Origin of the sequence: Enterobacter cloacae complex sp. P18RS, assembly GCF_014982105.1 — a bacterium.
GTDB lineage: Bacteria > Pseudomonadota > Gammaproteobacteria > Enterobacterales > Enterobacteriaceae > Enterobacter > Enterobacter hormaechei_C.
Genome location: NZ_JADCKV010000025.1, coordinates 22,044 through 47,651 on the forward strand (window position 1 = coordinate 22,044; position 25,608 = coordinate 47,651).

At 54.3% G+C, this 25,608-nt stretch carries 22 protein-coding genes; 8 read left to right on the forward strand and 14 right to left on the reverse strand.

What is annotated here, in order from left to right:
• Positions 1-57: 57 nt before the first annotated feature.
• The 9 genes from bamA to rpsB form a co-directional block, all read right to left on the reverse strand.
• A complete protein-coding gene (gene bamA / locus INF61_RS18455; protein WP_003856172.1) occupies positions 58-2,475 on the reverse strand; it encodes an outer membrane protein assembly factor BamA in 2,418 nt (805 codons plus the stop codon).
• 31 nt (positions 2,476-2,506) lie between these two features.
• On the reverse strand, positions 2,507-3,859 hold the full coding sequence (gene rseP / locus INF61_RS18460) for a sigma E protease regulator RseP (protein ID WP_003856174.1): 1,353 nt from the start codon (positions 3,857-3,859) through the stop codon (positions 2,507-2,509).
• 11 nt (positions 3,860-3,870) lie between these two features.
• A complete protein-coding gene (gene cdsA, locus INF61_RS18465) occupies positions 3,871-4,728 on the reverse strand; it encodes a phosphatidate cytidylyltransferase (protein WP_003856175.1) in 858 nt (285 codons plus the stop codon).
• A 12-nt stretch (positions 4,729-4,740) separates the two neighbouring features.
• Positions 4,741-5,499, reverse strand: a complete 759-nt coding sequence (ispU, locus tag INF61_RS18470) for a (2E,6E)-farnesyl-diphosphate-specific ditrans,polycis-undecaprenyl-diphosphate synthase (protein ID WP_003856176.1) — start codon at positions 5,497-5,499, stop codon at positions 4,741-4,743.
• A gap of 185 nt (positions 5,500-5,684) precedes the next feature.
• Positions 5,685-6,884 (reverse strand): 1-deoxy-D-xylulose-5-phosphate reductoisomerase, encoded by a 1,200-nt coding sequence (gene ispC / locus INF61_RS18475; RefSeq protein WP_023315432.1) that lies wholly within the window; start codon positions 6,882-6,884, stop codon positions 5,685-5,687.
• Between the two features lie 92 nt (positions 6,885-6,976).
• Positions 6,977-7,534 (reverse strand): ribosome recycling factor, encoded by a 558-nt coding sequence (frr, locus tag INF61_RS18480; protein WP_017383739.1) that lies wholly within the window; start codon positions 7,532-7,534, stop codon positions 6,977-6,979.
• A gap of 167 nt (positions 7,535-7,701) precedes the next feature.
• On the reverse strand, positions 7,702-8,427 hold the full coding sequence (gene pyrH / locus INF61_RS18485; RefSeq protein WP_002889306.1) for a UMP kinase: 726 nt from the start codon (positions 8,425-8,427) through the stop codon (positions 7,702-7,704).
• Positions 8,428-8,576: 149 nt separating this feature from the next.
• Positions 8,577-9,428, reverse strand: a complete 852-nt coding sequence (gene tsf / locus INF61_RS18490; RefSeq protein ID WP_015572722.1) for a translation elongation factor Ts — start codon at positions 9,426-9,428, stop codon at positions 8,577-8,579.
• A gap of 117 nt (positions 9,429-9,545) precedes the next feature.
• The gene (gene rpsB, locus INF61_RS18495; RefSeq protein ID WP_003856207.1) at positions 9,546-10,271 is read right to left on the reverse strand and encodes a 30S ribosomal protein S2; all 726 of its coding nucleotides are present in this window, start codon (positions 10,269-10,271) and stop codon (positions 9,546-9,548) included.
• Positions 10,272-10,592: 321 nt separating this feature from the next.
• Here rpsB and map point away from each other — a divergent pair, with 321 nt between their 5' ends.
• The 4 genes from map (at position 10,593) to INF61_RS18515 (ending at position 15,483) form a co-directional block, all read left to right on the forward strand.
• Positions 10,593-11,387, forward strand: coding sequence for a type I methionyl aminopeptidase (gene map / locus INF61_RS18500; RefSeq protein ID WP_032652626.1), 795 nt, complete (start codon positions 10,593-10,595; stop codon positions 11,385-11,387).
• Between the two features lie 62 nt (positions 11,388-11,449).
• Complete coding sequence (gene glnD / locus INF61_RS18505) at positions 11,450-14,125, forward strand: bifunctional uridylyltransferase/uridylyl-removing protein GlnD (RefSeq protein WP_003856210.1); 2,676 nt, start codon at positions 11,450-11,452, stop codon at positions 14,123-14,125.
• A gap of 32 nt (positions 14,126-14,157) precedes the next feature.
• Positions 14,158-14,982 (forward strand): 2,3,4,5-tetrahydropyridine-2,6-dicarboxylate N-succinyltransferase, encoded by an 825-nt coding sequence (dapD, locus tag INF61_RS18510; RefSeq protein ID WP_003856214.1) that lies wholly within the window; start codon positions 14,158-14,160, stop codon positions 14,980-14,982.
• 111 nt (positions 14,983-15,093) lie between these two features.
• Positions 15,094-15,483, forward strand: coding sequence for a DUF3461 family protein (locus tag INF61_RS18515; protein WP_015572719.1), 390 nt, complete (start codon positions 15,094-15,096; stop codon positions 15,481-15,483).
• Positions 15,484-15,572: 89 nt separating this feature from the next.
• On the opposite strand, the gene INF61_RS18520 is transcribed toward INF61_RS18515, so the two are convergent.
• The 3 genes from INF61_RS18520 to dgt all read right to left on the reverse strand — a co-directional run bounded on the left by INF61_RS18520 (position 15,573) and on the right by dgt (position 19,957).
• The gene (locus tag INF61_RS18520; RefSeq protein ID WP_003856217.1) at positions 15,573-16,730 is read right to left on the reverse strand and encodes a CdaR family transcriptional regulator; all 1,158 of its coding nucleotides are present in this window, start codon (positions 16,728-16,730) and stop codon (positions 15,573-15,575) included.
• 146 nt (positions 16,731-16,876) lie between these two features.
• Positions 16,877-18,310 (reverse strand): serine endoprotease DegP, encoded by a 1,434-nt coding sequence (degP, locus tag INF61_RS18525; protein WP_193547989.1) that lies wholly within the window; start codon positions 18,308-18,310, stop codon positions 16,877-16,879.
• 132 nt (positions 18,311-18,442) lie between these two features.
• Positions 18,443-19,957, reverse strand: coding sequence for a dGTPase (gene dgt / locus INF61_RS18530; RefSeq protein WP_023295945.1), 1,515 nt, complete (start codon positions 19,955-19,957; stop codon positions 18,443-18,445).
• 82 nt (positions 19,958-20,039) lie between these two features.
• On the opposite strand from dgt, the gene mtnN reads away from it, so the two are divergent.
• Genes mtnN through INF61_RS18545 form a run of 3 tightly spaced genes read left to right on the forward strand, consistent with a single transcriptional unit; the run spans position 20,040 to position 22,187 of the window.
• Positions 20,040-20,738, forward strand: coding sequence for a 5'-methylthioadenosine/S-adenosylhomocysteine nucleosidase (mtnN, locus tag INF61_RS18535; protein ID WP_003856223.1), 699 nt, complete (start codon positions 20,040-20,042; stop codon positions 20,736-20,738).
• The gene (gene btuF, locus INF61_RS18540) at positions 20,731-21,540 is read left to right on the forward strand and encodes a vitamin B12 ABC transporter substrate-binding protein BtuF (RefSeq protein ID WP_017383741.1); all 810 of its coding nucleotides are present in this window, start codon (positions 20,731-20,733) and stop codon (positions 21,538-21,540) included. The genes mtnN and btuF overlap by 8 nt, the downstream gene beginning before the upstream one ends.
• A gap of 23 nt (positions 21,541-21,563) precedes the next feature.
• Positions 21,564-22,187, forward strand: coding sequence for a TRIC cation channel family protein (locus INF61_RS18545; protein WP_003856227.1), 624 nt, complete (start codon positions 21,564-21,566; stop codon positions 22,185-22,187).
• 58 nt (positions 22,188-22,245) lie between these two features.
• Here the strand turns inward: INF61_RS18545 and erpA are convergent, their stop codons facing one another.
• Entirely contained in the window at positions 22,246-22,590 is a 345-nt protein-coding gene (gene erpA, locus INF61_RS18550; protein ID WP_003856230.1) for an iron-sulfur cluster insertion protein ErpA, read from the reverse strand.
• Positions 22,591-22,675: 85 nt separating this feature from the next.
• Complete coding sequence (clcA, locus tag INF61_RS18555; protein WP_017383743.1) at positions 22,676-24,076, reverse strand: H(+)/Cl(-) exchange transporter ClcA; 1,401 nt, start codon at positions 24,074-24,076, stop codon at positions 22,676-22,678.
• 177 nt (positions 24,077-24,253) lie between these two features.
• Between clcA and hemL the strand changes: the two genes are divergently transcribed.
• A complete protein-coding gene (hemL, locus tag INF61_RS18560; protein WP_015572714.1) occupies positions 24,254-25,534 on the forward strand; it encodes a glutamate-1-semialdehyde 2,1-aminomutase in 1,281 nt (426 codons plus the stop codon).
• Positions 25,535-25,608: the final 74 nt, after the last annotated feature.

Genomic DNA, 25,608 nt, shown 5'->3' on the forward strand with positions numbered 1-25,608 from the left:
TTACCGATCGCCGGTTGTCAGCGCTACACTGCCAACGCATTCCATTGCAGCGGATTATTACCAGGTTTTACCAATGTTAAACTGGAACTGCTCCGCTTTGTCTCCATCGTATTTCTTAAACGGCTGGGCGTAAGAGAAGACCAACGGCCCCAGCGGTGACATCCATTGTAATGCGATACCTGCGGACATGCGAATGTTGCTCGGATCGCTGTAGTCCGGAACCCCCGCCGCACGCATCTGGGCGGTGTTCTCCCAGTTGGTGTCCCACACCGTACCTGCATCCATAAAGAAGGAGGTACGCACGGAGTTCGCATACTTATCACTGATAAACGGCGTAGGCGTGATGAACTCGAGGCTCGCCACGGCCATAGCGTTACCACCTACTGCGTCATCAGAGCTACATACTTGCTTAGGATCACGGCTTGCGCAGTTATCTTCGTCATTACCGCCGTAATAAACCGCTTTCGGACCAATGTTATTGGACTGGAAGCCACGCACGGTGCTTGAACCACCGGCGTAGAAGTTTTCATAGAACGGCAGTTCTTTGCTTCCAATACCGTCACCATAACCCCAACGGGTACGACCCAGAACAACCCACTTGTGATCTTCATCAATTGGGAAGTAGGACGCCGTATCCAGCGTGACCTTGTAGAACTCGTTATCCGAGCCCGGGATAGTCACTTTACCGTTCAGGTTGACGCGTGAACCTTCCGTCGGGAAGTAGCCACGGTCAAGACGGTTGTAGGTCCAACCGTAGTTGAAGGTGAAGTCATCCGCGGCGAAACCGTTGTCATCGCTGGACGTACTCGCCGACTGACCGATGGAGTCCAGGTAACGCCACATCGCCACCTGCGGTTGCATGTTGGACAGGTCGTTATGCACGTACCCTAAACCTGCGCGCAAGGTGTTGTATTCGTTAACCGGGAAGCCAAGCGTACCATCCAGACCGTAACTCTTGTTGGTATACGAGGAGAGGTCCGCATCGTCCGCTTTAAAGTCGTTATAGAAGATACGACCGCCCAGGCTTACACCGTCAACGGTGAAGTATGGGTTGGTAACGGAGAACTCAGAGTAGGTCTGGTAGTCGTTTTTCGTCCCGTTGATACCGACAGAGTAGCCCGTACCCAGCCAGTTATCCTGCTGAACACCGACCTGGAAGCTCACGCCACTTTCAGTACCGTAACCAATACCGAAGTTGAAGCTACCGGTATTACGTTCTTTAACTTTATAAACAACATCAACCTGATCCGGACGACCTGGTACACGCTGAGTATCGGTATCGACCGTTTCAAAGTAGCCCAGACGGTTCAGACGCTCTTTACCCTGATCTACCAGATCGCTTCCCAGCCATGCCCCTTCCATCTGGCGCATTTCACGGCGCAGAACGGAGTCTTTAGAGGTATCGTTACCTTCGAAGCGGATCTTACGCACGTAGAAGCGGTTGCCCGCATCAACGTTAACGTGCAGCTTAACGGTTTTATCCGTGTCGTTAATTTCCGGCTGCGTTTGCACACGCGGATACGCATAACCATAACGGCCGAGCAGCTTCTTAATGCTGTCTTCCATTTTGGTGACTTTAGATCCGCTGTACAGATCGCCCGGCTGAATTTTGGTCAGAGATTCAATTTCAGCTGAATGTCCTGCCAGGTTGCCGCTGACTTCAACACCCGAAAGCGTGTACTTATCGCCTTCTGTGATGTTAACGGTAATGTAGATACCTTTCTTGTCCGGAGTCAGACTCACCTGAGTTGAATCGATGTTGAAACGGGCGTAACCGCGATCCAGATAGTAGCTGCGCAGGGTTTCAAGGTCACCCGCCAGTTTCTGTTTCTGGTATTTACGATCGCCTACCACGTTCCACCACGGCACTTCGTCACGCAGCTGGAAGTTGGAGATCAGTTCGTCGGTGCTGAACGCGTGGTTACCCACGATGTTGATCTGCTGGATCTTCGCAGAAACACCTTCCTGGAAGACCAGTTTCAGGTCAACACGGTTACGTGGCAGCGGTGTAACAACCGCTTTAACGCTCGCGCTGTATTTACCGACGCTGTAGTAGAAATCTTCCAGACCTTTTTCAATGTCTGCAAGGGTTGTGCGGTCCAGAGATTCCCCCACACGAACACCCGATGCCTCAAGGTTCTGCTTGAGCATGTCGTCTTTCACCGATTTGTTACCGGAGAAAGTGATGCTGGCAATCGTTGGACGTTCTTTTACCTGAACCACCAGCGTATCACCATCGCGCAGGACGCGGACATCCTCAAAGTTGCCAGTGGCAAACAGAGCACGGATGGTGTTACTGATATCTTCATCATTAACCGTATCGCCGGGGCGCACAGGCATACTGAGGAGGGCCGCACCAACGGCGACACGCTGAAGGCCTTCGAAATGAATATCTTTCACTACGAACCCGTCAGCACCGTATACGGTCGCGCTGCTAAACAGCAGCGACGCTATGAGCAACTTTTTCATCGCCATCGTTATTATGCGTTCTTCCTAACTAACTCTCTTACAACCGAGAGAAATCATTGAAAAGTGCAAGCCCCATTAACAGCACCAGCAAAATCGAGCCAATGCGATAACTAAAGTCTTGAACTCGCTCGGATACCGGTCCGCCTTTTAGCTTTTCAATCGCTAAAAACAGCAGATGGCCCCCATCTAATACGGGAAGCGGGAACAGGTTGATTATCCCCAGGTTCACGCTAATCAGCGCAAGGAACATGAGATAGTAAATCACCCCGAACTCCGCTGACATCCCAGCCCCCTGAGCAATCGAAATTGGCCCACTGAGGTTGTTCAGTTTCACATCACCGGTTATCAATTTCCCCAACATGTTGACCGTAAGCTTCATCAGCTGCCATGTTTTATCCGTGGCCTCAACGATGGCGCTAAACGGCCCATACTGGCGTATTGTCTTGTACTCATCTGGCAGTGGGATCACTTTCGGCACAACGCCTGCAAACCCTTCCGCCTTACCGCCGCCCGATTTGGTATCCGGGGTGAGAGTCAGTGAGAGCGAACTCCCCTGCCTTTCCACTTCCAGCGCGAGCGGCTTGCCTGGATTATCGCGCACCAGAGTAACAAAGGTCATCCATTGTGTTAATGGCTGACCATCGACTTTAACGATCCTGTCACCCGCTTGTAAACCTGCTTTACTCGCTGCCGATTTGGCCTGTACTTCGGCTAATACCGGCTCGATCTGCGCGCCGCGCGGTCGAATCCCGAGTGCGGCGACAGGGTCCTCTTTGTCTGGCTCAAAGCGCCAGTGGCGTAAATCCAGCACTTTTTCCTGCCGCTGGTCGGAACCAAATGGCGATACGCTGACGGTTGTCTGCTCATCACCGATTTTGGCAACCAGTTGTAACCTCACGGCATCCCAATCAGGGGTTTCGATACCATCAATCGCTTTAAGTTCCATTCCCGGTGTAATTTGCGCCGTTGCCGCAATAGAACCCGTGGTGATTTCGCCCACGACCGGGCGTACGCCAGGCACGCCGATGATAAACACCAGCCAGTAGGCGAAGATAGCGAAGATGAAATTGGCTACCGGGCCGGCAGCGATGATGGCAGCACGTTGTCCAACAGTTTTATTGTTAAACGCGCGATGGCGAAGTTCCGGGGCGACAGGCTCAACGCGTTCGTCGAGCATTTTGACATAGCCGCCCAGGGGAATCAGAGCAATGACAAACTCGGTGCCATGCTTATCGGTGCGCTTCCAGAGCGATTTGCCAAAGCCAATCGAGAATCGCTCCACCCGCACACCACAGCGCCGGGCAACCCAGAAATGGCCAAATTCATGCACGGTAATCAGTACACCCAGTGCAACAATGAACGCCGCCAGATTCCAGAGAATGCTCAGCATAAAACCTTCCGTTATATCGTCCCAAACACCAGTAAAAGCAGGCAAGCAAATACGGGAACAGCCGCGGTAAGGCTGTCAATGCGATCCAGTATTCCGCCATGTCCTGGAATCAGGTGACCACTGTCCTTAATCCCTGCTTCACGCTTAAACATACTCTCGGTTAAATCACCCAGCACCGATGCCAGCGCCGCGAAAATCGAACATACCAGCAGCGTGGAGGGGGCAACCTCAAGATTCGCCCAGACGCCATAGCCCCAGGAGATAATCGCTGCCGTAAACAGGCCGCCGATGAAGCCTTGCCAGGTTTTGCCCGGAGAAACCTTTGGCGCCAGTTTATGTTTGCCGAACAGTTTACCAAACATATAGGCCCCGGAGTCAGCCCCCCAGACGAGAATCATCACATAAAGCAGCCATATCGCGCCGCTGTAGTGGTTTTCGTCATAGTGCCAGGCGCGCAACGCAACCATCCCCCAGAAAAACGGAACAATCGTGAGCAGACCAAAAATAAGGCGCAACACTTTAGAGTTACGCCAGATCGCCGCAGAGCCCGGATAGAAAAGCACTAAAACAAGCGCAGCAATCCACCAGGCCAGCGATATCCATAAGGATCCGGCAACCAGCGGCTGGTGAACATCATGATGATATTCAGGCAAGGTATACAGCATCAGGGCCAGTAAAAAACCACAGAGTACCGCCAGCCATACCCGCTGAGTGCGCGAGGTAAAGCCGCTAAGCTGCCCCCATTCCCACGCGGCGAGCATACACACCACCAGCGTAACAATAGCGAATCCCACCGGAGGCAGTAAAAACAGCGCTGCGATGACGACGGGTATTAATACAAAAGCGGAAATCAGGCGATACTTCAGCAAAAGCTACCCCCATCAGGCGTTATCGCCACCAGGCTCGGTGCCGCCGAAACGACGCTCTCGATTGGCAAAGGCATGCAGCGCACCTTCAAAGTCTTGTTCATCAAAATCTGGCCAAAGAACATCCGTAAAGTAAAGTTCGGCGTAGGCAATTTGCCACAGCAAAAAGTTACTTATGCGATGTTCCCCCCCTGTCCTTATAACCAAATCCACGGGTGCCAGTTCATTCATGCAGATTTGCTGACTCAGCGCCTCTTCATCAATCTGGTCGGGTCTTAACAGCCCTTCCTGAACCTGCTCAGCCAAATGCCGAACCCCCTGGATAATATCCCAGCGTCCGCCGTAATTCGCCGCGATATTGAGCGTCAGGCCGGTATTATTTTCCGTCAGCGCTTCTGCTTTGCGAATCCGTTCCTGCAAACGTGAGTTAAAACGACTGGTTTCGCCAATAATACGCAAGCGGACGTTGTGGCGGTGCAGGCTTTTTACTTCACTATCGAGCGCCCACACGAACAGTTCCATCAACGCAGTCACTTCCTGCGCAGGTCGATTCCAGTTCTCACTGCTAAAAGCATAGAGCGTTAACGCATCAATGCCGTTATTGGCGGCAAAAGAGACGGCGCGGCGAACAGATTTCGCCCCAGCTTTATGCCCAAAGGCTCGTATCTTCCCTTGTCTTTTCGCCCAGCGGCCATTGCCATCCATGATGATTGCAACATGGCGACAGCCATGTGCTGGCAAGTTTTCGCTTATTGGTTGATTCGCAGACAACATAACGCGTTTTTAGTCCCTGAAAGGATTTAACGGTACACAGGAATACTGAAGCCTATACATAAAAAAGCCGTGTCAAACCACGGCTTACCTGACCACTTAAAGCCAAATACCTGCGATCAGGTGGCGCAGACTATATCACTGAAGCCCAACGCTAACAAATAGCACGACGACTAGTGCTTGCTTTATCACCAGCTTGCGAGACGTGTCACCTGTTTACGCGCAACAATGCGTGCCTGTTCATCCACGGCCAGCACCTCTTCGACGCTCTGCGGCTCACGCAAATCCATCATCTCCAGCACGGATAAATTCAACGCGGCGATGTCAGTAAAGCGGATCTGCTGATTCAGGAATGCTTCAACGGTCACTTCATTGGCTGCATTAAGCGCCGTTGTCGCCGCCTGCCCCTGATCGAAGGCCGTCATCGCCAGTTTCAGACAGGGATAACGGTCATAATCAGGCTCGCTAAACGTCAGTGAACTCAGCTTACAAAAATCGAGAGGCTTAACGCCCGATTTTACGCGGTTTGGCCACGCCATCGTATGAGCAATAGGCGTACGCATATCCGGTTCGCCCAGCTGGGCCAGCACGCTGCCGTCCTGATAGCGCACCATCGAGTGAATCACCGACTGCGGGTGGATCAGCACTTCCATCTGTTTCGCCGACGCATTGAACAGCCAGCGAGCTTCAATGTATTCCAGACCTTTGTTCATCATGGTGGCCGAATCGACGGAGATCTTACGCCCCATTGACCAGTTCGGATGACGACACGCCTGATCCGGCGTCATTGCGCTCAATTCAGACAGTGGCGTTTCACGGAACGGGCCACCAGACCCGGTAAGCAGAATCGACACAACGCCATTCTGCTCCAGGTCAGCGTACCCCAGGTTTTGTTGAAAAGGTTGAGGCAAACTCTGAAAAATCGCGTTGTGTTCGCTATCGACCGGCAAAAGACGCGCCCCACGCTGTTTTACCGCCTCCATAAAGAGGCGTCCGCAGGTGACCAGCGACTCTTTGTTCGCAAGCAGGACATCTTTACCCGCATCAATAGCGGCAAGCGTCGGCAGAAGACCCGCCGCCCCGACGATTGCCGCCATGACCTGATCAACTTCATCAAGCGCGGCCATATCGCACGCCGCCTGTTGCCCGCTGAGTACCTCGGTACGGCAGCCCTTCTCCTGCAACAGCGCTTTCACCTGGCGGGCGCTCTCTTCGTCATCCATCACCGCAAAACGGGGGGTAAACTCCAGGCACTGTTCGACCATTCGCTGCACGTTTTTTCCAGCCACAAGCGCGGCCACGGTGTAGCTGTCAGGATTATGACGTACAACGTCGAGAGTGCTGCAACCGATAGAGCCGGTCGAGCCGAGGAGAGTGAGATGCTTCATGAGATGCCCAAAAGTTAGACCAGATAAAAGCAAAACGCCGCCAGCAAGACTCAATGTCCTTCTGAACGGCGTTTATCAGTGTACAGCGAAAATCAGAACTGCATCAGTTCCGCTTCTTTTTCTGCCAGCGCCGCATCAATTTTCTTGATGGCCGCGTCGGTCATTTTCTGAATGTCGTCCTGAGAACGACGATCGTCGTCTTCGCTGATCTCTTTTTCTTTCAGCAGGGCTTTCACTTTATCGTTCGCATCGCGACGCACGTTACGTACGGAAACACGACCCTGCTCAGCTTCACCACGAACTACTTTGATCAGGTCTTTACGACGCTCTTCCGTCAGCGGAGGCAGTGGAACGCGAATATCCGCGCCGGCTGAGCTTGGGTTCAGACCCAGGTCGGATGCCATGATCGCTTTTTCAACGGCCGGGCTCATTGAGCGGTCGAACACGTTGATTTTCAGGGTACGGGTATCTTCTACCGTCACGCTCGCCAGCTGACGCAGAGGCGTTGGCGTACCGTAATATTCTACGATGATGCCATCCAGCAGGCTTGGGGAAGCACGGCCAGTACGGATTTTGCTGATTTGGTTTTTGAACGCTTCTACGCATTTTTCCATGCGTACTTCAGCATCTTTTCTGATGTCGTTAATCACGTTACGGATCCTTGAAAACTTGTCTCAGGCAGACTATCCGCCAGCACAGCGCTACAGGTGTGCTAAGTATAGTCGCGTTTAATTCATGACAACGCCAAAGGCGCGCCCGGGTAAGATACCACGTCGAAATAAAGCGGAATCTTACCTGTATTTATCGCCGACGGAAATTATTCCGTGATCAAAGTGCCTTCTTTTTCGCCCATAACAACGCGACGCAGCGCGCCAGGCTTGTTCATGTTGAAGACACGGATCGGTAGTTTGTGGTCACGAGCCAGCGTAAAGGCGGCAAGATCCATCACTTTCAGCTCTTTTTCCAGCACTTCGCTGTAGGTCAGCTGATCGTACATGGTCGCTGAAGGATCTTTTGCCGGGTCGGCAGTAAACACGCCATCTACTTTGGTCGCTTTCAGCACCACATCGGCTTCGATTTCGATACCGCGCAGGCAGGCTGCGGAATCGGTGGTAAAGAACGGGTTACCCGTACCGGCGGAGAGGATCACCACGCGGTTGTTGCGCAGCAGGCTGATGGCCTCTGCCCAGCTGTAGTTATCGCATACGCCATTCAAAGGAATAGCGGACATCAGGCGAGCGTTCACATAGGCGCGATGAAGCGCATCACGCATCGCCAGGCCATTCATCACGGTTGCCAGCATACCCATGTGGTCGCCCACTACGCGGTTCATCCCCGCTTTCGCCAGACCAGCACCACGGAAAAGGTTGCCACCGCCAATGACCACGCCAACCTGAATACCCAGTTCGACCAGTTCTTTGATTTCCTGTGCCATGCGATCAAGGATGCTTGCGTCAATACCGAAGCCTTCCGATCCTTGCAGCGCTTCGCCACTCAGCTTAAGCAGAATGCGTTTGTACACGGGTTTTGCATTGGTAGCCATGTTTCTTTCCTGAGACTGTCAACGATTAAGATGGGGTTAATTCTGGCGACATGATATGTCGCAAATCAGCACAGCGATACTGGAGCCTGTCTGATTTCGTGAGACGGGTGACAAAAAGAAGCCGCCCTCAGGCGGCTCCTTTTCAATCATTAAGACTGCTTGGACATTGCAGCAACTTCTGCTGCGAAGTCAGTCTCAACTTTCTCGATGCCTTCGCCCACTTCGAAGCGGATGAAGCCAGTTACATCAGCGTTGTGCTCTTTCAGCAGCTGAGCAACAGACTTGCTTGGATCCATCACGAAAGGCTGGCCAGTCAGAGAAACTTCGCCGGTGAATTTCTTCATGCGGCCTTCAACCATTTTCTCTGCGATTTCTTTTGGCTTACCAGACTGCATCGCGATGTCCAGCTGAACCTGGTACTCTTTCTCTACCACTTCAGCAGACACGTCTTCTGGCTTAACGAATTCTGGTTTGCTTGCAGCGATGTGCATTGCCAGCTGTTTAACCAGCTCTTCGTCAGCGCCTTTAGCCGCAACCAGAACACCGATACGCGCGCCGTGCTGGTAAGAGCCCAGAACATCGCCTTCCAGGGAAGAAACGCGACGGATGTTGATGTTCTCACCGATTTTAGCAACCAGCGCTACACGCTCTTCTTCGAACTGTGCTTTCAGAACTTCAACGTCAGTGATTTTGCCTGCAACCGCTGCGTCCAGAACTTTGTTAGCAAATGCCTGGAAACCAGCATCTTTAGCAACGAAGTCAGTCTGGCAGTTAACTTCCAGAATGATGCCGTAGTTGCCGTCGATTTTGGTGATGATCACGCCGTCAGCAGCAACGTTGCCTGCTTTCTTAGCTGCTTTGATCGCACCGGATTTACGCATGTTTTCGATTGCCAGCTCGATGTCGCCGTTCGCTTCGGTCAGCGCTTTTTTGCAATCCATCATGCCTGCGCCAGTACGCTCACGCAGCTCTTTTACCAGGGATGCGGTAATTTCAGCCATTCTTAAATCCTCGGGAGATGTGAACTGCCCGGCCGGGAGCCAAACAGTATAAATTGAAAAAAGGGGCCGATAATGGGCCCCTATTCATACACGGTACTAATAAGGGGTAAAACCTTATTATTCAGCTTCTACGAAGCTTTCTTCCGCCTGAGAAGCCAGATCCTGGGAACGGCCTTCACGAACGGTAGCAGCTACAGCGCTCAGGTACAGGCTAACAGCACGGATTGCGTCGTCGTTACCCGGGATAACGAAGTCAACACCGTCCGGATCGGAGTTGGTATCAACGATAGCGAATACCGGGATACCCAGGTTGTTAGCTTCTTTGATTGCGATGTGCTCGTGGTCTGCATCGATTACGAACAGCGCGTCTGGCAGGCCGCCCATATCTTTGATACCGCCCAGGCTGTTTTCCAGCTTGTCCAGTTCACGAGTGCGCATCAGCGCTTCTTTCTTAGTCAGCTTATCGAAAGTACCGTCCTGAGACTGGGTTTCCAGATCTTTCAGGCGCTTGATGGACTGACGAACAGTTTTCCAGTTGGTCAGCATGCCGCCCAACCAGCGATGGTTCACGAAGAACTGGTCGCAGCTGTTAGCAGCATCTTTCACAGCTTCGCTTGCAGCGCGCTTAGTACCAACGAACAGAATCTTACCTTTACGGGAAGAGATCTTGTTCAGCTCAGCCAGGGCTTCGTTGAACATTGGTACAGTCTTCTCAAGGTTGATGATGTGAACTTTGTTACGTGCGCCGAAGATGAAAGGCTTCATTTTCGGGTTCCAGTAACGGGTCTGGTGACCGAAGTGAACACCAGCCTTGAGCATGTCGCGCATGGAAACAGTTGCCATGTTTAAAACCTCTATATTGAAAGTTGGGGTTATGCCTCCACGTATCCCATATTACCGACCCCGAAGGGCACCCCGGAATATGTGCCGATACGTGTGTGTTGTTACACAAAGTGAGATTTGTCGCTCCCGTCCAGCCTGTGTATCTGAGATGGATCGGAAGTCCGGCGCGCTTTATATCACAAAACACGGCCAGAAACCAATAATTGTTGGCGGAGTGTGCTGTTAATGATTCTCAATTTGGCACGGGGTGCGCCTGACTGATACCATTGACAACACTTACACTAGTATTGTCGAAAAAATCGACACCGATGGACAGATTACATGGCTATCTCTATTAAGACACCTGAAGAAATTGAAAAGATGCGCGTCGCCGGTCGTCTGGCCGCGGACGTGCTGGAAATGATCGAGCCGTTTGTGAAACCGGGCGTCAGCACTGGCGAACTGGATCGCATCTGTAACGACTATATCGTCAACGAGCAGCACGCGGTCTCCGCCTGCCTTGGCTATCACGGTTTCCCGAAATCCGTCTGCATCTCTATTAATGAAGTGGTTTGCCACGGCATTCCGGACAACGAAAAACTGCTGAAAGATGGCGACATCGTCAACATCGACGTGACCGTGATTAAAGACGAGTACCACGGCGACACTTCTAAGATGTTCATCGTTGGCAAGCCAACGATTCTGGGCGAGCGTCTGTGCAAAGTGACGCAAGAGAGCCTCTACCTGGCGCTGAAAATGGTGAAGCCGGGCATCCGCCTGCGCACCATCGGTGCCGCAATCCAGAAATTTGTGGAAGCGGAAGGTTTCTCCGTGGTGCGCGAATATTGCGGTCACGGTATTGGTCGTGTGTTCCATGAAGAACCGCAGGTTCTGCACTACGATGCAGACGACGGTGGCGTAGTGCTGCAAAAGGGCATGACCTTCACTATCGAACCAATGGTCAACGCGGGTGATTACCGCATCCGTACCATGAAAGATGGCTGGACGGTAAAAACCAAAGACAGAAGCTTGTCTGCCCAGTACGAGCATACTATTGTGGTTACAGACAACGGCTGCGAAATTATGACGTTGCGCAAGGATGACACCATCCCGGCGATACTGACGAACATTGAGTGATAAGAAGCCGGCGAATGCCGGCTTTTTTAATGGCGATAGCTTTTTCTTATGGGTGGCGCACGATGAGTAATCTCTTACCCGAACAGTATGCTAACACAGCACTTCCCACCCTCCCCGACCAGCCTGATAACCCGGGCGTCTGGCCACCGCATGAGCTGACCTGCGCGCATATCAAAGCCCACATGGAAGTTTTCCATCGCTGGCTGGGTAGCGCATTTGACGCAGGCGTTTCGGCCGAGCAGCTCATTGAAGCGCGCACCGAATTTATCGACCAGCTCCTGCAACGTCTGTGGATCGACTACGGTTTCGGCCAGGTGAGCGACGTCGCGCTGGTTGCGGTCGGCGGCTATGGCCGGGGTGAACTGCATCCGCTCTCTGATATCGACCTGCTGATCTTAAGCCGTAAAAAACTGCCGGACGATCGGGCGCAGAAAATCGGTGAACTGTTGACCCTGCTCTGGGACGTAAAGCTGGAAGTGGGCCACAGCGTACGCACGCTGGAAGAGTGTCTGCTGGAAGGGTTATCTGACCTGACCGTCGCCACCAACCTGATTGAAACCCGCCTGCTGATTGGCGACGTTGCGCTGTTCCTCGAACTGCAAAAGCACATCTTTAGCGACGGCTTCTGGCCTTCGGAAAAATTCTTCGCCGCGAAAGTCGAAGAACAAAACCAGCGCCACCAGCGTTATCACGGTACCAGCTATAATCTCGAACCGGATATTAAAAGCAGCCCCGGTGGCCTGCGCGATATCCACACGCTGCAATGGGTCGCCCGTCGACATTTTGGAGCAACATCACTGGACGAAATGGTCGGGTTTGGTTTTCTGACCGAAGCCGAACGTAACGAACTCAATGAGTGTCTGCATCTGCTGTGGCGCATCCGTTTTGCCCTGCACCTGGAAGTCACCCGCTACGATAACCGCCTGCTGTTTGACCGACAGCTCAGCGTGGCGCAGCGCCTGAATTACCAGGGCGAGGGCAACGAGCCGGTCGAGCAAATGATGAAGGATTTCTTCCGCGTCACCCGCCGCGTCTCTGAGCTAAACCAGATGCTGTTACAGCTGTTCGATGAGGCGATCCTCGCGCTGACGGCAGACGAAAAACCGCGTCCGATTGATGACGAATTTCAGCTGCGCGGCACGCTTATCGATCTGCGCGACGAAACGCTGTTCATCCGCGAACCGGAAGCGATCCTGCGAATGTTCTACACCATGGTGCGCAACAGCACGATCACCGGGATCTACTCCACCACCCTGCGTCATCTGCGCCATGCACGACGCCATCTGAAGCAGCCGCTGTGTTACATCCCGGAGGCGCGCTCGCTGTTCCTGAGCATGCTTCGTCATCCGGGCGCCGTCAGCCGCGGTCTGCTGCCGATGCACCGTCACAGCGTATTGTGGGCCTATATGCCCCAGTGGTCGCATATTGTCGGGCAGATGCAGTTCGACCTGTTTCACGCCTATACGGTAGATGAGCACACAATCCGCGTCATGCTGAAGCTGGAAAGCTTCGCTAAAGAAGAGACGCGATCCCGCCATCCGCTGTGCGTTGATCTGTGGCCACGTCTGGCGCACCCGGAGCTGATCCTGATCGCCGCCCTGTTCCATGATATCGCCAAAGGTCGCGGCGGCGACCACTCCGTACTCGGTGCGCAGGACGTGCTGAAATTTGCCGAGCTGCACGGCCTGAACTCGCGTGAAACGCAGCTTATCGCCTGGCTGGTTCGCCATCATCTGCTGATGTCAGTTACTGCTCAGCGTCGTGATATTCAGGATCCGGAAGTGATCAAGCAGTTCGCCGAGGAAGTGCAAACGGAGAACCGCCTGCGCTACCTGGTCTGCCTGACGGTAGCCGATATCTGCGCCACCAACGAAACCCTGTGGAACAGCTGGAAGCAGAGCCTGCTGCGCGAACTCTACTTCGCCACCGAAAAACAGCTGCGTCGCGGGATGCAGAACACCCCCGACATGCGCGAGCGTGTGCGCCACCATCAGTTGCAGGCGCTGGCTCTGCTGCGCATGGATAACATCAACGAAGAGGCGCTGCATCAGATTTGGGCGCGCTGTCGCGCCAACTACTTTGTGCGCCACAGCCCAAACCAGCTTGCCTGGCACGCCCGGCATCTGCTGAAGCACGACCTGACAAAACCGATGATTCTGCTCAGCCCGCAGGCCACGCGCGGCGGGACAGAGATCTTTATCTGGAGTCCGGACCGGCCTTATTTGTTTGCAGCGGTCTGTGCCGAGCTGGACAGGCGTAACCTGAGCGTGCACGACGCGCAGATTTTTACCACCCGCGACGGCATGGCGATGGACACCTTTATTGTGCTGGAGCCGGACGGCAGCCCGCTGTCGTCGGACAGGCATGAGGGGATACGCTTTGGCCTCGAGCAGGCGATTACGCAGCGCAGCTGGCAACCTCCGCAGCCGCGTCGTCAGGCGGCAAAACTGCGCCACTTTACCGTCGATACCGAGGTCAATTTCCTGCCGACCCATACCGACCGTAAATCGTTCCTTGAGCTGATTGCGCTCGACCAGCCAGGGCTGCTCGCCCGCGTCGGCCAGGTTTTTGCCGATCTGGGAATTTCGCTTCACGGCGCCCGAATTACAACCATTGGCGAACGAGTAGAAGATTTATTTATAATCGCGACGGCCGACCGGCGTGCCCTTAATAATGACCTGCAACTTGAAGTGCAACAACGGTTGACAGCAGCCCTCAATCCAAACGATAAAGGGTGACGTGTTTTTTAGTGAAATGGAAAGAGTAAACAATGCAGCAGTTACAGAACGTTATTGAGTCCGCTTTTGAGCGTCGCGCCGACATCACTCCGGCAAATGTGGATACCGTGACCCGTGAAGCGGTAAACCAGGTTATTTCCCTGCTGGATTCCGGCGCGCTGCGCGTGGCAGAAAAAATCGACGGTCAGTGGGTTACTCATCAATGGCTGAAGAAAGCTGTGCTGCTCTCTTTCCGCATCAACGATAACCAGGTTATCGACGGAGCAGAAAGCCGCTACTTCGATAAAGTGCCAATGAAATTTGCGGATTACGACGAAGCGCGCTTCCAGAAAGAGGGCTTCCGCGTAGTACCACCGGCGGCCGTTCGTCAGGGTGCCTTCATCGCACGCAACACCGTGCTGATGCCATCCTACGTGAACATCGGCGCCTACGTTGACGAAGGCACCATGGTGGACACCTGGGCTACCGTCGGCTCCTGCGCGCAGATCGGTAAAAACGTTCACCTGTCCGGCGGTGTGGGCATCGGTGGCGTTCTTGAGCCACTTCAGGCTAACCCAACCATCATCGAAGACAACTGCTTCATCGGCGCACGTTCCGAAGTGGTTGAAGGCGTGATCGTCGAAGAAGGTTCTGTGATCTCCATGGGCGTTTATATTGGCCAGAGCACCCGTATTTACGATCGCGAAACCGGTGAAATTCACTACGGCCGCGTTCCAGCCGGTTCCGTTGTGGTTTCCGGCAACCTGCCGTCTAAAGATGGCAAATACAGCCTGTATTGCGCGGTCATCGTGAAAAAAGTGGACGCGAAAACGCGCGGTAAAGTGGGCATCAATGAACTGCTGCGCACCATCGATTAATCGGGTATAACAAAAAGCGGGGGCAACCCCGCTTTTTTTATATCCGAAGGTGGCGAAAATAGATTTTTTCGTTAATTATTCATAGGTTATGTTGAGATCAAGGGTACCGCTATGTACGATAATCTGAAAAGTCTGGGCATTACCAATCCTGATGAAATTGATCGTTATAGTCTCCGCCAGGAAGCCAATAACGATATTTTGAAAATCTATTTTCACAAGGACAAAGGAGAGTTCTTCGCCAAAAGCGTGAAGTTTAAATACCCTCGCCAGCGTAAGACCGTTGTCGCTGACGGTATCGGTCAGGGATATAAAGAAGTACAGGAAATCAGCCCTAACCTGCGCTACGTGATCGACGAACTCGATCAAATCTGCCAGCGCGATCGCAGCGAAGTCGATCTGAAACGTAAGATCCTTGACGACCTGCGTCACCTGGAAAGCGTAGTCACCAATAAGATCAGCGAGATTGAAGCGGATCTTGAGAAATTGACGCGTAACAAATGAGCCGTTTTATTGCCCGGTGGCGCTTCGCTTACCGGGCCTACGAACGCATGTAGGCCGGGTAAGGCGAAGCCGCCACCCGGCAAACAGCATCATCTCTGTTCATCCAGCTGCAACGCCACATACAGCAGTAGCCGGTCGTCAAAATTCCCTAAATCCAGCCCCGTCAGTTCCGAGATCCGGTTAAGCCGATACTCCAGCGTATTACGGTGAATAAACAGCGCTTTTGACGTTGCCAGCGGCTGCACGTTATGCCGGAACCACGCCTGCAACGTGCGGCGCAGCAGCCCGTTGTTGTCCATCGCTTTCAGACGCACCAGCGGACGCGCCAGCTCGTTGGCCTGCCAGCCGCCGCGCAGGCTGTCGAGCAGGACCGGCAGCATCAGATCCTGATAGAAATAACTGCGGCTCTCCGGCATGCGCTGTTTACCCACCATCATGGTGGTGCGCGCCGTTCGCCATGAACGGGCAATACTTCCCGGCCCGGTAAAATAATTTCCCAGCGCGACGCGAAAACGGAGCTGTCCGTTCTCCTTCATGCGCTCGATGAGCAGCTCAACGCGGCGACGATGATCTTCCGCGTCCCAGCGACCAAACTGATTAAGCGCAGGCTTGAGCACCACCATTTCCGTCAAAGAGACAATCGCCACCAGGTTGTTACGCTCCGGCGTCGCCAGCATGTTTTGCAGCTGCTGTAGCTCCACCATGGCGCTGTCCACACCAAGCTGGCCACTATCCACCTCAATAACGGCGACTACGCGCGGCTGATTCAGGTCGATACCCAGACGCTGCGCCCATTCGCTCAGGGCAGGCGTGTGCTCCTCAGCCTGAATCAAATTCATCACCAGCTCTTCACGCAGGCGGCTGTCCTGGGCAAGCAGATGCATCAGACGCGACTGCTCCAGCATCATCTCCGCCGTCATGCAGACCAGCTCGCCGTATTTACGCAGCGATTCAGGATCGCCGGTCAGACCGATAACGCCAACAATCTCTCCTTCCAGACGCAGCGGCAGGTTGATCCCCTGACGGACCCCGTGCAGATGTTTCGCCACGGCGTCATCGATGTCGACCACGCGCCCCTGAGAGAGCACCAGCAACGCCCCTTCGTGCAATTCCCCAATACGCTCACGATCGCCGCTGCCGATAATGCGCCCGCGGGCATCCATTACGTTGATATTGGTATCAATGATGCGCATGGTTCGCGCCACGATATCCTGCGCCATTTTGGTATCAAGATGCCAGCCAGCCATATAACCCTCCCGTGAGCAGAGCTCAAGCATAGGGAAGTTCAGCTAAGGCTGCATTGTGCAGATGCCCAAAGGCAGAGAGAGATGTATGGAGTTGTGGGAAAGGTCACAGAAAAGAGAAAGCCCCTGCGAACAGGGGCTTAAGAAGATTACTGCATCAGGAGATAAATAGAGGTATCACCACGCTGAATATTCAGTGCCAGCACGGACGGCTTGCTGTCGAGAATTTTGCGCAGCTCAGCGATGTTTTTCACCGGCTGCTGGTTAGCGCCCATGATCACATCACCTTTTTTCAGGCCGATACGGGCAGCAGGTGAGTTCGCTTTCACGTTGTTCACCACCACGCCTTTATCTGCCCCTTTGTTGCTCATCTCGGCACCTTCAATACCGCTGAAGATGGTGCTGGAATCGACCTGATTCTGACTGCTCTGTTGCAGTTCCAGGCTCACGTTAACCGGTTTACCTTCACGCAGCAGGCCGAGGGTCACTTTACTGCCGATTGGCATAGAACCCACTTCCGCACGCAGGGCGGCAAAGCTGCTGATCGGTTTACCGTTCAACGAGGTAATGACGTCACCCGCTTTAATGCCGGCTTTCGCCGCCGAGGAGTTCGGCATGACCTGGCTTACGAATGCGCCGCGCTGAGCGTCCACTTTCATCGCTTTCGCCAGCTCGGAGTTCAGCTCGGTACCCATGATACCCAGCTCACCGCGTTTCACCTGTCCATATTGCACCATCTGCGCAGTCAGGTTTTTCACCATGTTGCTCGGGATAGCAAAGCCGATACCGATGTTGCCACCGTCCGGTGCCAGGATAGCGGTGTTGATACCGATCAGCTCACCGTTCAGGTTAACCAGCGCACCGCCGGAGTTACCGCGGTTAATGGCCGCATCCGTCTGGATGAAGTTTTCATAGTTTTCCGCGTTCAGGCCGCTACGTCCCAGCGCAGAGACGATACCCGAGGTCACGGTTTCGCCCAGACCAAACGGGTTACCGATGGCGACGGTGTAGTCACCCACGCGCAGCGCGTCAGAGTCGGCAAGCTTAATCGCCGTCAGGTTCTTCGGATCCTGGATTTGAATCAGCGCGATATCAGAGCGCGGGTCTTTACCAACCACTTTGGCATCGAATTTACGGCCATCGCTCATCTGCACCTTAATGGTGTTAGCATTATCTACCACGTGGTTATTGGTCACCACGTAGCCTTTCGCTGCATCAATAATCACGCCCGAGCCGAGTGCCATGAATTTCTGCTGCTGGCCGCCGCCCATGCCGTCATCCCCTGCGCCGCCGCCCTGACAGAACGGGGAGCTCTGGAATGGCGAACCGTCCTGGCAGAATGGCGAATTATCGCCGAAGAACTGCTGGAAATTACGCGGCATACGCGGCGTATTGACGGTCGTGCTGCCCTCAACGTTAATACTCACCACCGATGGCATCACTTTTTCGAGCATCGGGGCCAGGCTTGGCAACTGCTGCGCAGTCGCTGCCGAGGAAGCTGTCTCGGCCGCCATCGCCAGAGGGGACAGCGCTAAACCTAAACTCAGAGCCAGTGCACTCATTGCTAATGTGGTTTTTTTCATGTTTCTCAATCTCGATTTACCAGATAACGCAAAATTGCTGTGTAACTCAGATTCGTTTTATACCGCTTAGTTCCGGGATTAAGTTTATGGAAAAAGTAAAAATTTATTGGTCGTCTTTACAAAACTCATGGCTTATTCAACGGCCATAAGCTTGCGGTATTCATCCCAGGCATACAAATCTGTCATCCCGCTGATATAGTCCTGGATAAGACGACAGCGATAATAATATTCCATAACTGGCCATTGGGAAGAATGGCGATCTATTTTACTGACGGCCTCAATGTATGCCAGCCGGTGGCGGGTTGAAAGCTTCTGATAGAGACGAGATTCAATCGGCAAGCGGCGAACACGTTCATTTTCGACCAGCTCGCAAAACTCATCGACCGTCAGCTGGAGCAGCGGACCATAAATTTCCAGCAACCCGCTGATAACCCGGTATCCTTGCAGCTCCAGCTGTTCGACATCCGGGTGGCTGAAAACATGGCGAACAGCCACGTTTTTATATAATTCAAGAAGCTGACTAAAACTGCTCTCATCTTCCAGCAGGGCGTGATTAAATTCCCCGCTAAATATCATCGGCAAATTATCAATGAAACGGGCGGCCGCATACGGCACCAGTTTATTCAGTGTGTTCACCCGCAAATACATAAAGAACTGATCTTCGGTACTGCGGCTCAGCGAATTTGAACGCGATTTATCCCAGGCATTCTCGACGACCTGCGCAAACAGAGAACCTTTTTCATGCTCTCCCCAGGCATCATGAAGATGCTGATACAGCTCCTCGACGCTGAATATTCTTTTTTCCACCGCGTCTTCCAGATCGGCCACGCAATAAGAAATGTCATCAGCCGCTTCCATAATCCATGTCAATGGAAAACGGCCATTAGGGGTAAGAGACAGTTCTTTACGCAACCGCGCGATGTATGCTTCTTCCGATAAGTAATAGCCCGGTTTTTTCATCAGGTAGCTATGCGTGGCGGGCGTTTCTCCGGTCCACCATGCGGGACGCGTGTATTTAAGAATACAGCCCACCTGGGCCCAGGTCAGATTCATCCGCATCAGGGAGTGCACCAGACGGATCCCCTGCGCGTTACCTTCGAAATGACACAGATCCTGGCGCACCTTACGGCGCAGATCGTTCAGGCTATCTTCGCCTTCACGCAGACATAAATCGCGTACCACACAGCGGTCATCGCTGAGCGGCTGGCTTATGGCGTCAGAGGGAAAAAGCCGCTGTTTAAACCAGTCATTGATGGCGGCCTCGCCGAAATGACCAAAGGGAGGATTGCCGATATCGTGCATCAGGCAGGCCATCTCAACGATGCTTTCGAACGGCCCGGTCAGTTCATCCAGTCCGTAGGTTTCCAGCAGACGTTGCTCTTTAAGGCGACTGAGGATCTCTTTCGCAATGTAGCGCCCCACCTGCTGCACTTCCATGGAGTGCGTTAACCGCGTACGCACCGCGGCGTTACGCTCCAGCGGGAACACCTGGGTTTTTTGCTGTAACCGACGGATGGCGGGCGAGTTGATGATGCGTCCGCGATCGCTTTCGAAAATGCGCAGGATCTCATGTTCGCTCTTATCGCCCTGTGGCGAACGGAAACGTCGGTGCCAGTTAATTTTGGTGCGAAAATCGATTGGTGCCATGTGCTCCCCCGCGTGAGAATGCGTTTCCCCTTAACCGCATGATAGACTATGCATCTTAACAAGGCACATCGCGAGTAAATCTATGAAAATCGGCATTATTGGTGCAATGGAAGAAGAAGTTACGCTGCTGCGTGACAAAATTGAGAACCGTCAGACCCTCTCCCTCGGTGGCTGTGAGATCTACACCGGCCAGTTGAACGGTGTTGACGTGGCTCTGCTGAAATCAGGCATCGGTAAAGTTGCAGCGGCACTGGGCGCGACCCTGCTGCTTGAGCGCTGCAAGCCTGACGTTATCATTAATACGGGTTCTGCGGGCGGCCTGGCGCCGACGCTGAAAGTGGGCGATATCGTGGTTTCCGACGAAGCGCGTTATCACGATGCAGATGTCACCGCATTCGGCTACGAATATGGTCAGCTTCCGGGCTGCCCGGCCGGGTTTAAAGCGGATGATAAGCTGATTGCCGCCGCTGAAAGCTGCATTAACGAGCTGAACCTCAATGCGGTGCGTGGCCTGATCGTCAGCGGCGATGCCTTTATCAACGGCTCTGTCGGTCTGGCGAAAATCCGTCATAACTTCCCGCAGGCTGTGGCCGTTGAGATGGAAGCCACGGCCATCGCGCACGTATGCCATAACTTCAGCGTGCCGTTCGTGGTCGTTCGCGCGATCTCTGACGTGGCGGACCAGCAGTCCCACATCAGCTTCGACGAATTCCTGGCCGTTGCGGCCAAACAGTCCACCGTGATGGTGGAAACTCTGGTGCAGAAACTGGCGCGTGGGTAAGGTGTCATTCAGGGCGCTGGTCGCCCTGCTTCTGCTCGCTCCGGCCTGGCTCATCGCCGCGCCGCGGGTGATCACTCTCTCCCCTGCCAATACGGAACTGGCGTTTGCCGCCGGGATCACGCCCGTTGCGGTGAGCAGCTTTTCCGATTATCCACCGCAGGCCGCCCATATCGAACAGGTTGCCACCTGGCAGGGAATGAACCTGGAACGCATCGTGGCGCTGAAGCCCGATCTGGTCCTCGCCTGGCGCGGCGGTAATGCCGAACGGCAGGTGAACCAGCTCTCTTCGCTGGGAATAACGGTAAAATGGGTGGACGCGGTGAGCATCGAACAGGTGGCGCAAACCCTCCGTGACCTCGCGCCTTTCAGCCCTACCCCCCAACGCGCCGGGCAGGCTGCACAGCAGATGCTCAACGACTATGCCGCGCTAAAAGCCCGATACGGCACGCAACCGAAACAACGCGTTTTTCTGCAATTTGGCAGCCAGCCGCTGTTCACTACCGGGAAAGGCTCGATCCAGAACCAGGTGCTTGAAACCTGTGGAGGTGAAAATATCTTTGCCGAAAGCCGGGTTCCCTGGCCCCAGGTCAGTCGTGAGCAGGTTCTTGCGCGACAACCGCAGGCCATTGTGGTGGTCGGAAATGCGAGCGAGATTCCTAAAATAGAACAATTCTGGCATCGGCAGCTTAAAATTCCGGTCATCGCACTCAACAGCGACTGGTTTGAACGCGCCAGCCCGCGTATTATCCTCGCCGCAAAACAACTCTGCGCCGAACTGGCAGAGAGTCACTCAAACAGATAAATACCCCCTTCGAGGATTTAACGATGCTCGTGTATTGGCTGGATATTCTTGGCACAGCCGTTTTTGCTATCTCCGGCGTTTTGCTTGCCGGAAAACTGCGCATGGACCCTTTTGGCGTACTGGTACTCGGCGTTGTTACGGCGGTGGGAGGCGGAACGATCCGCGATATGGCGCTGGCAAATGGCCCGGTATTTTGGGTAAAAGATCCCACGGATCTGGTGGTGGCGATGGTCACCTGCCTGTTAACCATCGTGCTGGTTCGTCAGCCTCGCAGACTGCCAAAATGGATATTGCCGGTGCTGGATGCCGTCGGTCTGGCGGTCTTTGTGGGAATAGGCGTGAATAAAGCCTTTATTGCCGGGACTGGCCCGCTGGTGGCGATCTGTATGGGCGTGTTAACCGGCGTGGGCGGAGGGATTATTCGCGACATACTGGCGCGAGAAGTCCCGATGATCCTGCGAACGGAAATCTACGCGACGGCCTGTATCATCGGGGGGATTGTTCACGCCACGGCGTATTACACCTTTGCTGTCCCGCTGGAGAATGCGGCGATGCTGGGGATGGTGGTCACGCTGGTGATCCGTTTAGCGGCGATACGCTGGCACCTGAAGCTGCCGACGTTTGCGCTGGATGAAAATTCAAGATAGGCGTCGTTTATAAGCCCGGTAGCGCTTCGCTTACCGGGCCTACAATCTGCGTTCAGGCTTAAATACTGAACGAAGAACCACACCCGCAGGTGCTGGTCGCATTCGGGTTAGTCACCACAAAGCGCGAACCTTCCAGACCTTCAGTGTAGTCCACTGAACCGCCCACCAGATATTGCAGGCTCATCGGGTCAACCACCAGCGCGACGCCCTGTTTCTCGATAGTCATATCACCATCGTTAACCTGATCGTCAAAGGTAAAACCATACTGGAAGCCACTACAGCCGCCGCCGGTAATATAAACACGCAGTTTCAGATCCGGATTGTCCTCGTCGGCAATCAGGGTTTTCACTTTTTTCGCTGCTGCTTCGGTAAATTCCAGCGGCAACGCTACGTCATCACTCATCTTATGCTCCCATGAATACTGCGACTGCTATTGGGCAAAAATCACCCAATTCTTTTTGTCATTATCTAATACCCTGGTAATTCATTCAAGTATTCTGCTTCAGGGCCTGTTCAGCTTCCTGTTTCGCCAGGGTACGGGCAAGAATGGTGGAGTATAGCGGTTTTCCACCCAGGAATTGGGCTAATAGTGTCGCGCCGAGACAGGTAATGATCATTGGCAAAATGAGCTGGTAATTGTCGGTCATTTCCAGCACCAGTACGATCCCGGTCAGCGGCGCGCGCAGGGAGGCCGCCAGCAGCGCCCCCATTCCCGCAACCGCAAACGTCCCCGCATCCAGATGGTAGGCCGGGAAACCTGCCGCCGCCGCCATCCCGAACGCCGTACCCAGCAGCGTCCCCAGTGCCAGCATCGGAGCAAAAATGCCGCCCGGGGCGCCAGAGGAGAAGCACAATACCGTGGTGATGACGCGTGAAATAAACATAAACAGCAGCAGGCCTACGCTGAAATTCCCCGCCGCGGCAATGGGAATCAGGCCGAAACCGCCGCCCGCCGCATTCGGTTCGATGAAACCGAGGATCCCGCACACGCCGCCAAGCAGGCCTCCCACCAGCACCCATTTCGTGGTATTTCCGCCATGGATGCGCTGAAACATATCCTGCGCCCGTAAAATCAGGGTGTTAAAAAGCGGGCCGACGACGCCAAAAATCATCCCAAGAACCAGATACAGCCATAAAGTATTGACCGGCGCATTGGTCAGCTTGCCAACTTCAATCACCGCTCCTTCGCCGTTAAAGACGCGAAAGACAATGCTCGACATAATCACGCCGGTAAACACCGCTTTAATGGAGATCAGGTTGTAGCGGAACTGGGCGCGCATCTCTTCAATGATAAACAGGATACCCGCCAGCGGCGCGTTAAACGCCGCAGACAGCCCCGCTGCGGCCCCCGTCGCCAGTAGCGTATGCCGAGCTTCGGCGCTGCGCATACGGAACAGATCGCCGACCATGCGCCCGACGTTACCGCCCAGCTGTACCGTTGGCCCTTCCCGACCGAGCACCATGCCCGCCCCGAGGGTTCCCATCCCGCCGATAAATTTCACAGGAAGCACCCGCCACCAGCGAACCGGGCGTAGCTCCTCCAGCGCCCCCTCAATTTCAGGGATCCCCGAGCCACCTGCTTCAGGTGCGAATTTACGCACCAGAAAATACCCCACCATGGCAAACAGCGCCGAAAGGCCAAATGCCCACACCCAGACCAGCCATTCCCGATCGGCAAAGCTGGCGACGGTACCTATGCGCCAGTTGAGCACCGCGTTGACCGCTTTCTCGAATGCGACCCCCACCAGCCCGGCCAGCGTACCGACCACGGCGGCTGCCAGCAGAATGGCTAACGGGGTTTTGTCACGGTTGAGCAGCCGCCGGATACTGACCCGGTGCTTCGCGCGCGTAAACTGTTGTTGTTCAAAAGAAGGTGTGTTCTCGTTCATTACCTGTTCTGTTTCGTCATACAAAAGGCCGCAGGGATTCTACCAGAGACAATCCCCTCGTCCCCTGAAAAATACTTAACAATTGTTAAGCCTTCTGAGGGGCAAAAATTTTATAACCTCTTCCGAATCACTTAGAATAGTTGCCTTAACTTATTTCTACGAACCAGGAACGACGCCATGAGCAAGTCTGAAAACCTCTACAGCGCAGCCCGCGAGCTTATCCCAGGCGGCGTAAACTCACCCGTGCGCGCCTTTACCGGCGTGGGTGGCACCCCGCTGTTTATCGAACGTGCGGATGGCGCATATCTGTATGATGTGGATGGTAAAGCCTATGTCGATTACGTCGGCTCCTGGGGCCCGATGGTACTGGGGCACAACCACCCGGCGATCCGCAATGCGGTGATTGAAGCCGCTCAGCGCGGCCTGAGCTTCGGCGCGCCAACCGAGATGGAAGTCAAAATGGCGGAGCTGGTCACCGAGCTGGTGCCAACGATGGACATGGTGCGTATGGTGAACTCCGGTACCGAAGCGACCATGAGCGCTATTCGTCTGGCGCGCGGTTTTACCGGTCGTGACAAGATCATCAAGTTCGAAGGTTGTTATCACGGCCACGCCGACTGCCTGCTGGTAAAAGCCGGTTCCGGCGCGCTGACGCTCGGTCAACCGAACTCCCCGGGGGTGCCGGCTGATTTCGCGAAACACACGCTGACCTGCACCTATAACGATCTGAACACCGTTCGCGCCGCGTTCGAGCAGTATCCGCAGGAGATCGCCTGCATCATCGTTGAACCGGTGGCGGGCAACATGAACTGTATTCCACCGCAGCCGGATTTCCTGCCGGGCCTGCGCGCACTGTGCGATGAGTTCGGCGCGTTGCTGATCATCGACGAAGTGATGACCGGTTTCCGCGTCGCGCTGGCGGGAGCGCAGTCATACTACGGCGTAGAGCCGGATCTGACCTGCCTCGGCAAAATCATTGGCGGCGGCATGCCTGTCGGCGCGTTTGGCGGCCGTAAGGACGTGATGGACGCGCTGGCGCCAACCGGTCCGGTTTACCAGGCGGGTACGCTCTCCGGTAACCCGATTGCGATGGCGGCGGGCTTTGCCTGTTTGACCGAAGTGGCGCAGCCGGGTATCCACGAAACCCTGACGGACCGGACGACGCAGCTGGCAAACGGCCTGCTGGAAGCCGCAGAAGACGCGGGTATTCCGCTGGTGGTAAACCACGTCGGCGGGATGTTCGGGATTTTCTTCACCGATGCGAAAACCGTGACTTGCTATCAGGACGTGGTGAAATGCGACGTGGAACGCTTCAAACGCTTCTTCCACCTGATGCTGGAAGAAGGCGTGTATCTGGCCCCGTCAGCGTTTGAAGCGGGCTTTATGTCCGTGGCACACAGCGAGGAAGATATCAATAACACCATCGACGCAGCGCGTAAGGTGTTTGCGAAGCTCTAAGGGCATTGCCGGGTGGCGCTAACGCTTACCCGGCCTACGATGTTCTCCATCTTCCCTTGGGAGAGGGAGCAAAC

Bases quoted from the DNA above. Each gene is read 5' to 3' on its own strand.
- rseP (WP_003856174.1), bottom strand. From the start codon at position 3,859: ATGCTGAGCATTCTCTGGAATCTGGCGGCGTTCATTGTTGCACTGGGT.
- INF61_RS18520 (WP_003856217.1), bottom strand. From the start codon at position 16,730: ATGGCTGGCTGGCATCTTGATACCAAAATGGCGCAGGATATCGTGGCG.
- degP (WP_193547989.1), bottom strand. From the start codon at position 18,310: ATGAAAAAAACCACATTAGCAATGAGTGCACTGGCTCTGAGTTTAGGT.
- INF61_RS18545 (WP_003856227.1), top strand. From the start codon at position 21,564: ATGCTCGTGTATTGGCTGGATATTCTTGGCACAGCCGTTTTTGCTATC.
- dapD (WP_003856214.1), top strand. From the start codon at position 14,158: ATGCAGCAGTTACAGAACGTTATTGAGTCCGCTTTTGAGCGTCGCGCC.
- pyrH (WP_002889306.1), bottom strand. From the start codon at position 8,427: ATGGCTACCAATGCAAAACCCGTGTACAAACGCATTCTGCTTAAGCTG.
- map (WP_032652626.1), top strand. From the start codon at position 10,593: ATGGCTATCTCTATTAAGACACCTGAAGAAATTGAAAAGATGCGCGTC.
- glnD (WP_003856210.1), top strand. From the start codon at position 11,450: ATGAGTAATCTCTTACCCGAACAGTATGCTAACACAGCACTTCCCACC.
- erpA (WP_003856230.1), bottom strand. From the start codon at position 22,590: ATGAGTGATGACGTAGCGTTGCCGCTGGAATTTACCGAAGCAGCAGCG.
- hemL (WP_015572714.1), top strand. From the start codon at position 24,254: ATGAGCAAGTCTGAAAACCTCTACAGCGCAGCCCGCGAGCTTATCCCA.
- bamA (WP_003856172.1), bottom strand. From the start codon at position 2,475: ATGGCGATGAAAAAGTTGCTCATAGCGTCGCTGCTGTTTAGCAGCGCG.
- INF61_RS18515 (WP_015572719.1), top strand. From the start codon at position 15,094: ATGTACGATAATCTGAAAAGTCTGGGCATTACCAATCCTGATGAAATT.
- mtnN (WP_003856223.1), top strand. From the start codon at position 20,040: ATGAAAATCGGCATTATTGGTGCAATGGAAGAAGAAGTTACGCTGCTG.
- ispU (WP_003856176.1), bottom strand. From the start codon at position 5,499: ATGTTGTCTGCGAATCAACCAATAAGCGAAAACTTGCCAGCACATGGC.
- clcA (WP_017383743.1), bottom strand. From the start codon at position 24,076: ATGAACGAGAACACACCTTCTTTTGAACAACAACAGTTTACGCGCGCG.
- dgt (WP_023295945.1), bottom strand. From the start codon at position 19,957: ATGGCACCAATCGATTTTCGCACCAAAATTAACTGGCACCGACGTTTC.
- tsf (WP_015572722.1), bottom strand. From the start codon at position 9,428: ATGGCTGAAATTACCGCATCCCTGGTAAAAGAGCTGCGTGAGCGTACT.
- rpsB (WP_003856207.1), bottom strand. From the start codon at position 10,271: ATGGCAACTGTTTCCATGCGCGACATGCTCAAGGCTGGTGTTCACTTC.
- ispC (WP_023315432.1), bottom strand. From the start codon at position 6,884: ATGAAGCATCTCACTCTCCTCGGCTCGACCGGCTCTATCGGTTGCAGC.